The organism is Pseudonocardia sp. MH-G8, from assembly GCF_002262885.1.
Taxonomy (GTDB): domain Bacteria; phylum Actinomycetota; class Actinomycetes; order Mycobacteriales; family Pseudonocardiaceae; genus Pseudonocardia.
On record NZ_NKYF01000001.1, the window covers coordinates 63,164 to 75,588 of the forward strand.

At 70.8% G+C, this 12,425-nt stretch carries 8 protein-coding genes and 1 tRNA gene; 2 read left to right on the top strand and 7 right to left on the bottom strand.

Annotated features, from left to right (window positions below):
* Nucleotides 1-79 precede the first annotated feature (79 nt).
* Nucleotides 80-163 (top strand) — tRNA-Leu (locus CFP66_RS00300).
* Between the two features lie 560 nt (nucleotides 164-723).
* On the opposite strand, the gene CFP66_RS48385 is transcribed toward CFP66_RS00300, so the two are convergent.
* The gene (locus CFP66_RS48385; RefSeq protein ID WP_198961171.1) at nucleotides 724-1,413 is read right to left on the bottom strand and encodes a hypothetical protein; all 690 of its coding nucleotides are present in this window, start codon (nucleotides 1,411-1,413) and stop codon (nucleotides 724-726) included.
* Between the two features lie 520 nt (nucleotides 1,414-1,933).
* Here CFP66_RS48385 and CFP66_RS50215 point away from each other — a divergent pair.
* Nucleotides 1,934-2,239 carry a hypothetical protein gene (locus CFP66_RS50215; protein WP_158227986.1) on the top strand — a complete coding sequence of 102 codons (306 nt, stop codon included), beginning with the start codon at nucleotides 1,934-1,936 and terminating at the stop codon, nucleotides 2,237-2,239.
* On the opposite strand, the gene CFP66_RS00315 is transcribed toward CFP66_RS50215, so the two are convergent.
* From CFP66_RS00315 to CFP66_RS00340, 6 genes are all read right to left on the bottom strand, one after another.
* On the bottom strand, nucleotides 2,178-3,038 hold the full coding sequence (locus tag CFP66_RS00315) for a thioesterase II family protein (RefSeq protein WP_094919738.1): 861 nt from the start codon (nucleotides 3,036-3,038) through the stop codon (nucleotides 2,178-2,180). The two genes, CFP66_RS50215 and CFP66_RS00315, sit on opposite strands and share 62 nt — an antisense overlap.
* The gene (locus tag CFP66_RS00320; RefSeq protein ID WP_094919739.1) at nucleotides 3,002-3,676 is read right to left on the bottom strand and encodes a response regulator transcription factor; all 675 of its coding nucleotides are present in this window, start codon (nucleotides 3,674-3,676) and stop codon (nucleotides 3,002-3,004) included. The genes CFP66_RS00315 and CFP66_RS00320 overlap by 37 nt, the downstream gene beginning before the upstream one ends.
* A 170-nt stretch (nucleotides 3,677-3,846) precedes the next feature.
* Nucleotides 3,847-4,413 carry a flavin reductase family protein gene (locus CFP66_RS00325; RefSeq protein WP_198961172.1) on the bottom strand — a complete coding sequence of 189 codons (567 nt, stop codon included), beginning with the start codon at nucleotides 4,411-4,413 and terminating at the stop codon, nucleotides 3,847-3,849.
* The gene (locus tag CFP66_RS00330) at nucleotides 4,410-6,056 is read right to left on the bottom strand and encodes an NAD(P)/FAD-dependent oxidoreductase (RefSeq protein WP_094919741.1); all 1,647 of its coding nucleotides are present in this window, start codon (nucleotides 6,054-6,056) and stop codon (nucleotides 4,410-4,412) included. The genes CFP66_RS00325 and CFP66_RS00330 overlap by 4 nt, the downstream gene beginning before the upstream one ends.
* Nucleotides 6,049-7,749 (bottom strand): NAD(P)/FAD-dependent oxidoreductase, encoded by a 1,701-nt coding sequence (locus tag CFP66_RS00335; RefSeq protein WP_094919742.1) that lies wholly within the window; start codon nucleotides 7,747-7,749, stop codon nucleotides 6,049-6,051. The genes CFP66_RS00330 and CFP66_RS00335 overlap by 8 nt, the downstream gene beginning before the upstream one ends.
* Nucleotides 7,750-7,780: 31 nt before the next feature.
* A complete protein-coding gene (locus CFP66_RS00340; protein ID WP_094919743.1) occupies nucleotides 7,781-12,415 on the bottom strand; it encodes a type I polyketide synthase in 4,635 nt (1,544 codons plus the stop codon).
* Nucleotides 12,416-12,425 lie beyond the last annotated feature (10 nt).

The window sequence follows — 12,425 nt, forward strand, 5'->3', positions numbered from 1 at the left end:
CTCCTTCCGGAGGTCCGGTCGCGGGGGCCCGGAGTGCGTGGTCTATCCTCGTTTGCACGCGGTCCGAGTGGCCGCGGATGTCCGAGTGGCGGAATGGCAGACGCGCTAGCTTGAGGTGCTAGTCCCCGTGTAGGGGGTGGGGGTTCAAGTCCCCCCTCGGACACACGCGCTAACCACACGTGGAGCGAGTCGAACGTCGACCGCTCGCTCCCGTGGTTGGTATCTCAGCTCCAGTCGAAGATCCCTGTAGAGCCGCTCCAGGCTCTCCGGCTTCGCGCCCTTCAGCGCTGCGCCGACGTCACCCAACGCATCGCTCATCGCGTAGACCTCGGCATCGGTGACCGCGTACGGCGCGGGCGCGCCGTCAGGTTCGGCCTGCGCCGCAGCCCGCTGCGCGTGCGCCTCGTTGATCGCGTCGACAACGGCGCCCGGGTCGATCCCCGGCCGCGATCGCATTCTGGAACCGCCTGAGCCGCTTCCCGGCGTCGGAGAGCCGCTTCTTCGCCGTCTCCCGCTCACTCGACTTGCCCTCACCGTCCTGTGAGGCGCCGGCGTCGCGACGATCCGATCGACGTTGCGCCGGTCGAACAGGTGACCGATCCACGCGTTCAGCGGCTCCACAACGTCGTACTCACGCAGGTTGACCGTCCGCGGGTTCTGTCACCAGCCCACGATCAGGACGAAGCCGAGACGCCGATTCACGCCTTCGCTGTGCTGCCCAAATCACCCCTGCCCGGTGAAAATGGCCGGCTCGCCGAGGAAACCAGGAGTGACCTCGAGCTGCAGCTCGTCCAGCGCCTCCCCGAGCGACAACGCGATCGTGAACGTGGTCGACCTGCCGGGCAGCACCGTCCCGGCGGGGTTCTCGGCCTCGATCGCGGGCTGTTGTCCGCCCGGCCCTGGCGCGGCGGGGGCGGCGATAGGTGCCGGGCCGGACAGATCCTCGGCGAGCTGGTCGACCGCCCCGAACACGATGGTGATCCCCCAGACACCGAGCGCCAACGCGCCCGCACCCAGCACCAGACCGGTCGCCGCAGTCTTCCCGTTGGTGGCCCTACCCCTGCGGACGCAGGACCGGCCGACGAGGGCGAGCGGGATGGCGATCAGCGCGCAGATCACGGCGATGAACCCGGTCAGCGGGACGAGACCGAACAGGATGCCGATGGGCGCGATGATCGCTGCGGCCAAGCCGAAGCCATTCCTCGCCGTCGATGCCGCGGGCTGCGTCAGCGCAGCGATGCCGGTGGGCCGAGGGGCCAGCCCGTACGGATCGGCAACGGCGCGGCCCCGGGCATCTGCTTCGGCCACCTCCCGCTCGGCCCGCAGACGAGCCACTGCAGCGTCCGCGGCCGCACGCTCCTCGGGCGTCAGACCGTCGGGCAGGTGCCGAGGCGTGTGGTTCGGGTCGGACATCGGCGTGTCTCCCATCTCGCTGGTCGGCTCCCCACGCGCGGAGCGTCGTCGAGTCGTTACGGGTTCACGCTGAGTGGCGCCGCCGCTGCGACAGGATCCGCCGGACCATGACGAGCTCGGCAGCGCAGAAGCCGGCCGCGCATCCGACGCCCGCGGTGCCCCGGATGCCACCAGGTTGGCGCTCCTCAACGCGGGCACCCCCGCGTCCAGGCGCTCACCGCGACGGAGACGGCACACCCAGCGCGAGGACAGCGAGTTCCTGGCCGCGCTCCCCGGAGCATGGCCACTACCGAGCAGGAAGACTGCCGGATGTACTCAGCTCTTCCGAGCCGTCGAGCCGTCGAGCCGTCGAGCCGTCGAAGCGACCGCCGACAGCTTCGTTGCAGCGCCGGGTGACAGTCCCGATACGTCGCGCGACGCCTACGACGACAGCCGAGAGCAAGCACGGATCCTCGAGCGCAGCGGGCACCAGCCGCGCCAGACGCCGGCCCCTCTCGGGGTTCTCCCACGCGGCGAGACCGTGGACATTCACACGGCCGAGCACTTCCTGTCCCGCTGGGAGCACGACGAGAAATTCACCGCCCTGCTGCACGCAGCAGTCACCCACCCCGTCGCGCGTAGCCGACCGCATGACATCTTCGACACCCAGGTGTGCTCTGCAATCGAGGGCTTGGCCCCGAACAGAGAATCCGCACCAGCCCGAGCGGGCCTGATCACAAGCCAGGTGGTCGGCACCGCACTGTGTCGCTACGGCTACGCCGAGGTCAGCTCGTCGATCCCAGACGACCCTCGATCGCCGCAACGATCGCCGGAAGGTGCACGGTGAGGAAGAAGTGTCCGCCGGGGAACGTCGCCAGCTCGAACGTCGAGGAGGTGTGCCTTCCCCACGCGTGCACCTCGTCGAGGTCCACCTTGGGATCGCTCTCACCGGTGAACGCCAGAACCGGGGAGCTCGTCCGAGAACCCGGGCGACACCGGTAGGTCTCGATCGCCCGGTAGTCGGAGCGGATCGCCGGCAGGATCATCTGCAGCAACCCCTCGTCACGAAGCAGGGCCGGCTCGGTGCCATGCAACGCGGCCAGCTCGGCGACGAGCTCGTCGTCCGACCGCAGATGGACCTCTTCGTGCCGGACCACGCTCGGAGCACGACGACCGGAGATGAACAACACTCGCGCAACCACGCCCGCCGCCTCCAGCCGGACGGCCACCTCGAACGCCACGGTTGCGCCCATGCTGTGACCGAACAGCGCGAGCGGCCTGTCCAGCCGCTCACCCAAGGCTTCGACGACCCGATCGGCCAGCTCGCCGATGTCCGTGACACCCGGCTCCTTCAGCCGGTCCTGCCTGCCGGGGTACTGGACCGCCAGCACCTCGATCGACGGGTTCAGGGCGTGCGCCATCGGATGGAAGAAGCCCGCCGAACCTCCCGCATGCGGAAAGCAGACGAGCCGCACGGCCGGGTCCAGGGATCGGCGGAACTGCCGTATCCACAATGACTCCGCACCCGGCGCGTCCCGAGTGTCGCCGACGGAGGAGGCGGTCACACGGAGTGTCACAACTACTTCACCCTCTTCTGCTGCGCGCTGTCTCACGCACTCCGGATCATCACGTCTTGCCGCATGCATTTCTCGTAGGCGAGCACCGCGAGTTCGGCGCGGCTGCGACAGTCGACCTTGCGCAGAAGCCGCTGGACGTGGGATTTGACCGTACTCTCACGCAACTCGAGCAGGTCGGCGATGGCAGTGTTGGTGTAGCCATGAGCGATCAATTTCAGCACCTCGAACTCGCGCTCGGAAAGGCAGCGCAGGCCATCGACCGCATCCTTGTCCGCGTCCCAGGAATAGCGAGTCCGGCCGGGTGGAGGGCCCAATCCGATCGAGTATCCGGCCGCACGCATGAGCACCGCCGCCTCCAACTCCTCAGGACTCGAGTGCATGAACAGAAGGCCGACCGCATGCTCCGCGACCAATTCTCGCGCCATGTCGTCGTAACCGTTGATGAGACAGAGCATGGGCGGGGGCGAACTCAGCGCCACCCGAATGTCAGCGACGATCATCGATGCATCGATGGTGGGTGTTGCGGCGTCGACGATCACGACCAGCGGTTTGGCCCGGATCAGGGCGCAGTGCGGAAGCGCATCTTGACTACTCCTCGTCTCGGCGACCAGGCACATCGACGGGTAGGCATCGATGATGTCGCGCAGGCCGCGGCACGGCAAGGTTCGATCAGCAACCAAAAGGACTTCCACAGGCAAATCAACCATCTCCGGACCCCCGACGTTGAAGATGCATCCGGAGAAGACTTTCTGCAGCCCACGGGCTGTCCCCGGACTTCACGACCCTGGTCCAGTTTAGCGATCCGAGGGGGGTCGTGAGCGACATCTCATCGAAGTAGAGAACATGGCCGTTCCATGACTCCTGCGAGGCATCGCGGTTACGAGATCAGCCGCGTGTGGGCACTGTTGAAGAAGGTCAACGGGCGCTCGCCGCGCAACCTGCCGACACGTGCCACCTGACCGATCACGATGGCGTGATCACCGCCGTCGTGCTCCGCCACCACGTGACACTCGAGGAACCCCAAGGCCTCGTTCAAGATCGGGACGCCGGTGTCGCCGGTGCTGCACTCCGTGGCGCCGAAGCGGGGTCCGTTGCGACTGGCGAATGCGCGCGAAACCCCCTCCTGCCCCTCCTCCAGGATGTTCACCGCGAAAACCCGGCGCTCGCGCAGCACGTGCAGCATCGGGGAATCCTGATGGACGCAGAACAGCACTCGCGGCGGGGCCAATGACACCGATGTGAAGGAGTTGACGGTCTTACCGATCCAGTTCCCGTCCGACCCGATGCTGGTGATGACGGTGACGCCGGTGGCGAACAGCCCGAAGATCCGGCGCAGGCCGTACGAGTCGAGGGTAACGCCCGTGTCTTGAGTCATGGCGGGATCCGCTGCCTTTCTCGCAGTCCTGGTTCCTGGAACTCCAGCTGTGGAGGGCCGCGCGATCACGCCGCTCGTCCCTCCCCCTGCAAGCCGTAGGACAACAACAGCCGGCGCACACCTTCGGGCGCCTGCTCCCGTGCCCATCGCATGGTGCGCAACCTCTTGCGCAGTCCGAGCGAGTACACCTGGTCGGACAGGTCGGCGAACCCGAAGATCGGAGGTACGACCCGGGCCGCCCGCACTCTGTTGGCGATGCTGCGGGTGGCCAGGCGCGCGCTGCTGGCCCCCGCCGCGTACCGCTCGCACTCGGTGAGCGCCGCCTCCCACAAGTCGCGGTACTCCGCGATCACGGGATAGCTCGTGCCCCCGTCCGGTCCCTCCCGCAGGCTGTTCAACGCTGCTTCGACGGCAGGGGTCGCGTGCAGTTTCAGCGCGCGCTTCACGGTGAGCGCGGCGAACATCGTGCCGAGCAGCCAGACCCGACTGAGCATGCTCCACAACGCGGGTTCGGTGCTCGCGGCTGCGGCGGCGAGCGCCACTCGGTGCTGCGTCCGGGCCATCCCGAGCTGCAGCCGGTCGAGGTAGGCGAAGCGCTGCGCCCGGAAATCCCCGTCCCGCCACGCCGACAGCAGGTCCCCCGCCGCGCTGTGGACGAGTTCGGCGGACGTCGTCAGATCACGGGCGAACAGCGGGTCGCCGCCCAGCGCGGCCCGGTCGAGCAACAGGACGCGGTCCGCGCTGCGGCGGGAGGCCACCCAGCAGGACTCGATCGGCTCGTGCACCTCCAACGGACGCACACGGGCGAACTGCTCCCGCACCTCGGGGTAGTCCCCCACCCGGTTCAGCAACGAGGCCCAGACGTCGTCCCCGGACTGCTGCTCCGCCGCGGAGAAGGTGAGGTCGGCCAGGGACGCGGCGTCCGGCGAGCGGTCGGCGTTGTCGAACGGGGTCACGATCAGCCAGCCACCGTCGAGCACGTGGTGCAGGACGCCGGCCGACCAGCGCGGCGAGTCGCGGAGTGGGTCCGCCCACCGCTCGAACCCCGGAAGACCCTGGACGCGGGCGCTGACCAACCGGGGACTCGGCCGGTCCAGCGGGGTCCGGCGCACGGAGGAGAGGATGCTCGCGACGGCCTCCGACCCGTGGGCGTCCACGATGCAGTCCGCCAGCACCCGTTCGTCGTCGTCGAGCAGCAGCTCCACCGAGTCCGGGTGCGTCACGGCCCTGCGCACGGCGACTCCGGTACGGACCCGGGCGCCGTACCGGACGGCGATCTGGCGCATCCACGCTTCGACATCCGGTTGGTGGAGATGGCTCTCCCCGTGCTCGGACGGCAGGTTGAACTGCATCGAGAGGCCGGGGTCGAAGCCGCTGCCCGCGGTGTGCATGGCGAAACCGATGGTGCGCTGCATCCCGGAGAGCGACGAGATCTCGGACCGGACGCGTTCGGCGTCGGCCAGCTGCGCGATCTCCGGCACGTCGTAGCGCGCTGCGATCAACTCGGAGAAGAAGGAGCTGAACGGCAACGTGGTCACCCCGCGACCGGGCCTGGTCGCCACGCCGGGGTCGAGCAGCAACACCCGCACGCCGTGACGAGCCAGCACGGCGGCGAGCATGCCCGCGGTGAGGCTTCCACCCAGCACCACGATGTCGGACCGGGTGGGGTCGACGGGAGCGGCCCCGGGCGTCTCGAGCGCGGTCTCACCCATGGGGGGCCACCTTGTCCCGGGCGAAGCCGCGGACGGCACCGAGGAGGATGTCGCGCATGTCGCCGGGCGCGGAGGTCATCGCCCACCGCATGCTGCGCGCCATCCTGGGCGGCGTCGCGTGGAAGAACTTGTTCTCCCGCTGCGCCAGGCCCAGCGGTGGCGGGATGAACTCCGCCGAGGCCAGGTCGTCGAAGATGCGCCCGGCGGCGACCGCGGCGTCCAGCTCGCCCCGGTCGACCTCCTGGCAGGTCGCCGACGTCCGCTGGAGCATCTCGTTGCACCCGGCATGGGTGGGGAACGGCGAGCCGACGTACTTGGCGTGCTCCAGGTCCCGCAGCTCCCGGTCCGAGCCGGTGCGCCGGAGCCGGTCGTAGACGCCCTCCAGCATGAAGGTGCCGAGCACCGTGGAGATCGCCCAGGTCCGGAAGGTGGCGTTCCACAGCTGGTAGTCGCGGAATCCGACGAAGGCGCCGTGGACCATGTCGTCGTTGGCGTCGACCAGTCCCTGCTCGAGGTCCTCGACGAACCTGAATCGGGCTGCCGAGAAGTCGTCGTCCTTGCACGCTTCGATGAGGCGGTAGCCCAGGGCGTTGACGACCTCGAGGGTGTTGGTCAGCCCCCGCGAGAACAGTGCATCGATGAACCCGGCGGCGTGCGAGGTGATGCAGAAGCGGTCGCCGACCGTGCGGGTGGAGGAGTACTGCAGGCGCCCGGTGGACACCCAGGGCCGAACCGTCTGCGCGGTGCGGAACTGGCGGGCGATGTCGGGGAACCTGCGGAGGAAGGCGTCGAACTCCGCCTCCGGGCCACCGCCGCCGAGGTCGCCGAACCGACGCGGGTCGAGGGTGAGGCCGACGCTGCAGAGCGGGTTCTTGCTCTCGGGGTGGTTGTCGAACGGGATCACCCACAGCCACCCGCCGTCGAAGACGTGGTGCAGCGTTCCGTGGTGCCAGGGACTGGGGTTGCGGTAGGCCCCTCGCGGGGTCATCACGTCGTCGAACGGCTGCACACCGATCATGTGGGTGAACAGGGACCGGGAGTGGTGCCGGAGCCTGCTGGGCTCCTCCCGGAGGCCGAACTTCGCCGCGACCGGTGACCGGAAGCCGGAGCAGTCGACGAGGTAGCGGGCGTGGAACTCCTCGCCGCGCGCACCACCGAGGTGGACCCCTGCCCCGTCGATGTCGATGTCCTCGATGCGGACGTGCTGGTGCAGCGTCGCGCCGTAGCGCACTGCCACGTTGGTGAGGTAGGCGTCGACGTCCTGACGGAACAAGTGGCTCTCGTGGTGCAGCAGCTTGGGGATGACGAACTGGTTGATCTCCTCGGGCCGCTGCGGACGGCCCTGCCGGTGGTAGACGAACCCGAAGTTCCGCTTCAGACCACCGCTGTCGGTGACGTGCTGACGCAGTGCGTGGAAGCTGGCCAGATGCCTGATCTCGGGTACCTGGTAGCGCTCGGCCACCAGCTTGAGCAGCACGGAGGTGTAGGGGATGGTGGACTCGCCCACGGCGAACCGCGGGTGGGTCCCGGCGTCGAGCAGCAGGACCCGGACGCCGTTGCGGGCCAGCACGCAGGCCAGCAGGGAACCGGCGATGCCTGCCCCCAGGATGGCCACGTCGTGGTCCGGTTCGCCGGCGCCGGCCGGTCGGACGGCCTGGTCCGGCCGGTGGGGAAGGGGTGTCGGATCTGTCATCGGTGTCGCTCCTTCGCGGGAAGTCGTCCGGTCATGCCGCTGCGTCGTGCTGCTGCGCGACCTCGCCCGCCAGCAGGTGTCCCCACCGGACGGCGGGCTCGGCGAAGAACGGGCGCGGGGCCAGCGTGAGCTGCAGGTCCTCGCGGAATCGGCGCATCACCTGCATCACCGCCAAGGAGTCCATGCCCAGCTCGACGAGGCTCGCGTCGTCGGTCAGTTCGGCCCGGTCCACGCCGAGCTGACCGGCGATGCTGCGCCGCGCGTAGTCGTCGAGCAGGGCGTCCCGCTGCGCCGGGTCCGCCTCCAATGCGGCGACGAGGATCGCCGAGGGCGCCGTGTCGGCGGCTGCGGCGGGCCCGCCGGCCTCGACGTCGCCGAGCAGCGGCCGGCGGCTGCGGGACTGCAGGAGGCCGGCCAGGACCGTCCAATCCACATCGGCCACCACCACCTGCGGCCCGCCGCTCAAGGCGGCGCCCAACCGGTCGAGGGCGGCCTCCGCGGGCATCGGACGGAGCCCGGTCGAGGTCAGGTAGTCCAGTAGCTCAGGGCCACCGAGTCCGCTGTCGACCTCCCACGGACCCCAGTTGACGCTGACGGCGGCGAGCCCGCGCGAGCGGCGGTGTGCGGCCAGGCGGTCCAGGAACGCGTTCGCCGCCGCGTACGCGGCCAGGTCGCCGGATCCCCAGACGGCAGCGACCGAGGACATGCAGACGAAGAAGTCCAGCGGGGTGTCGCCGAGCAGCCGGTGCAGTAGCCACGTGCCGTCCACCTTGGGCCGCAGCACCGCGCCTGCCGTGGCGGGATCGGTGTCGGTGATCAGTTGGGCTCCCGCGGTGCCCGCAGCGTGAACGACGCCGCGCAGTGGCTCGGGCAGTTGCGCGAGCACCGCGGCCATGGCGGTCTCGTCGGCGGTGTCGGCGGCGTGCACGGCCACCGTGGCTCCCGTCGCCTCCAGGTCCCGCACCGCGTCGATCCGTCCACGGGTGGCGTCGTCGTGCCCGGAGTCGTCCCAGGTCGCGCGGTCCGGCAGCCCCCGACGGCTGGTCAGCACGATCGTGCGGGCGCCGCGCTCGACGAGCCAGCGCGCGATGGTCAGCCCCAGGCCGCCGAGGCCTCCGGTCACCAGGTACGTGCCCTGGGCGTGTACGGGGACGGCGGCGGCGCGCGCAGGCGGGGCGGCGGCGACCAGCCGAGGCACCAGCCGGCGATTCCCGCGGAGGACGACCTGGTCGTCGTCGTCGCGGGCCCGCAACTCGGCGAGCAACTGCGTGACGCCCTCCTCCGGCGAGCCTGCGGGATCGAGATCGAGGACACCGCCCCATGCCGCGGGGTGTTCCAGTGCGGCGACCTGGCCGAGGCCGGCGAGCGCGGCGGCGGCGACGCCGGGTACCGGGTCCGTGTTCCCACCGGGCTCGCCCCGGCCGACCACCCGCACCGCGGGGACGGGGCGGCCCTGCCGGCGGTCGAGTCCACGCAGTAGTTCGAGCACGGTGAAGAAGTCGGCGTGCACGTCGCCAGGCAGGTCCGCGCCGCACTTCTCGGCGTCCTCGGCGCCGGGTCGATCGAGCGGCCACAGGTAGAGCACGTGCGCCACGTCGCCCACCTGCTCGATCAGCCGGGCCACGGCCTCGGGATCTCCTGGCGGCAGCCGGAAAGCATCCACATCCACCTGTTCGAACGCCGGCCCGGGTCGGACCGTGCGGCACCGCAGGCCGGACGCGGACAGCCGCCGGACGAGCTCGGCGCCGAAGCGGCCGCCGTCCGCGAACACCACGACGTCCCCCGCGAGGTCCTCGAGCGGCTCGGGCACCGGGCGCTCGCGCCATTCGACGTGGTAGTCCAGCCCCGGCTCCCCCGTCGCGGCGGCCCCGGGCGCGTCCGCCCGATCGGCTCCGGGCAGCGCGACGGAGGCGGTCGGGAAGGTGAAGCGTTGGCGCTGGAAGGGGTAGGTGGGCAGGGGCACGCGACGGGCGGGCGCGCCCGCGTGCACCTTCCCGTGGTCCACGGGCACGCCGAGCACGTGCACCCGGCCGAGGGTGTCGAACACCTGCGTGAGCTCGTCGGCGGAGCGGCGCATCGACGACAGCCACGCCACGTCGGCCTCGACGCAACGGGAGCCCATCGCCTGCAGTGTCCGGCCGGGGCCGACCTCGAGGAAGGCGACCGGCCGTTGCGCGAGCACCGCCCGGATGCCGTCGGCGAATCGCACGGTCCCGCGCGCGTGCCGGGACCAGTAGGTCGGATCGGCGAGCTGCTCTCGACCGACCAGGTCGCCGGTCACGTTGGAGATCACCGGGATCCGGGGCTCGTGCACCGTGATCCCCGCGGCGACGCGCTCCAGTTCGGTCAGGGCGGGCTCGATCAGTGGGGAGTGGAAGGCGTGCGAGACCCGCAGCCGGGTCGGCCGCAGACCGTGGTCGGTCAGCTCCCCGAACAGCTCCTCGATGGCGGCAGCGGCGCCCGCGAGCACGACGTCCTCCGGCCCGTTGACCGCCGCGACCGACACCTGGTCGGTCCGGTCGCCGATGGCCGCGGCGGCGTCCTGCTCGGACATCGCCACAGCGATCATCCCGCCGGGGGCGTCGATCGCCTGCATCAGGCCCGCCCGGGCGGCCACCAACCGCGTGGCATCCGGCAGCTCGATCGCCCCCGCAACGGTGGCGGCGACGTACTCGCCGATGCTGTGGCCCAGCACCGCGCACGGCTCGACACCCCAGGAACGCCACAGCTGCGCCAGCGCGTACTCGACCGCGAACAGCGCCGGCTGGGTGTAGCCGGTCCGATCGAGGTCCCCCGCCGGACCCTCGTCGAACACGACGTCGAGCAGGGGCCGCGGCAGCGCGTCCTCCATCAGCTCGGCGCAACGGTCCACAGCCTGGCGGAACACCGGCTCGCGGGCGTACAGGTCGCGCCCCATACCCGCGTACTGCGCCCCCTGTCCCGGGAAGAGGAACGCCACCTTGGCCCGGTGCGGCTGCACCGCGCGCCCGTGCGCCACCCCGGGCGGGTTCTCGCCGGCGTCCACCGCACGCAGCGTCTCCGCCAGCTCGCGCGGGTCCTGGGCCACCACGGCCATCCGGTAGCCGTGGTGGGAACGCAGCTGGGTCGCGGCTCGGCACAGCGCAGGCACCTCGCCCGAGCCGGCAGCCGACACCGCCTCGGCGAAGCGGCCGGCCAGACGGCGCACCGCGGGTTCGGCCCGGCCCGACAGCGCGAGCAGGTACGGCGGGTCGAGCTCCTCGGCCGCAGGACTCGCGGCGGCCGGCTCCGCGGAACGGAACTCCTCGACGACCAGATGCGCGTTGGTGCCGCTGGCGCCGAACGAGCTGAGCCCGGCCCGCGCCGGGCGCGCCCGGTCGGGCAACGCGGTCGGCTCGACCGGCACCCGGACGCGCAACGCGTCCCAGTCGACGTTCGGGTTCGGGTTCCGCAGGTGCAGGTGCGGCGGGACTTCTCGGTGACCCAGGATCTGCACGACCTTCATCAAGCCGGCCACACCGGCGGCCGCCTCCAGGTGCCCGAAGTTCGTCTTCACCGAGCCGACCAGCAAGGGGTCGGCGGCGTCGCGGCCCGCTCCCAGTACCTCGTCCAGGGCGCCGAGCTCGATCGGGTCGCCCAGCGCGGTCCCGGTGCCGTGCGCCTCCACGTAGTCGATCTCGCCGGGCTCGACGCCGGCGTCGGCCAGGGCGGCGCGCAGGACCGCGCGCTGGGCCATCGGGTTCGGCACCGAGATGCCGCTGGCCCGCCCGTCGTGGTTGACCGCGCTGCCCCGGACCACCGCCAGCACGTCGTCGCCGTCGGCGAGCGCGTCGGAAAGCCGTTTGAGCAGCACCATCCCGCAGCCCTCCGCCCGCGCGTAGCCGTCCGCGGCGGCGTCGAAGGTCTTGCAGCGCCCGTCCGGCGCCGCGGCGCGGGCCTTGCCGACCAGCACGAACCCGTACGGCGAGAGGATGGTGTTCACCCCTCCCGCGAGAGCCATGTCGACCTCGCCCGAGCGCAGGCTGCGGCACGCCTGGTGGACGGCCACGAGGGAGGACGAGCACGCCGTGTCGATCACCTGCGAGGGCCCGTGCAGGCCGAACGTGTGGCTGATGCGGCCCGCGACGAAGCTCGACTCCCCGAAGATCTGGTAGCCGTCCACCGAGTCGCTCGTGCCGAACTGCTGGCGTAGCCGCACGTAGTCGTTGGTGCTCACACCCACGTAGACGCCGGTGCGGCTGCCGTTGAGCGACAGTACCGGCACACCCGCGCGCTCGAAGGTCTCCCAGGCCACCTCCAGCGCGATGCGCTGCTGCGGATCCATGCCCGTCGCCTCGGCCGGCGATATCCCGAAGAGCTGCGCGTCGAAACCGTGCACGTCGTCGAGGTAGCCACCATCGAGCACGTAGGTCTTACCCGGTGCGTCGGGGTCCGGATCGAAGTACGGCCGGGTGTCCCAGCGGTCGGCGGGGAACGCGCCGATCGCGTCCACCCCGCCGCGCAGCAGCCGCCACAGGCCCTCGGGGGTGTCTGCGGCTCCCGGAAACCGGTGGCCCACCCCGATGATGGCGATCGGCTCGCTCGTGCGCCGCTGCAACGCGCTGCGCAGCCTGGCGATGGTGTCCAATGCTGCATCCAGCTTCGCCCGGTAGTCGGGGGTGGGGGTCGCACGTGAGTTCTCGGACATCCGTCCCTCT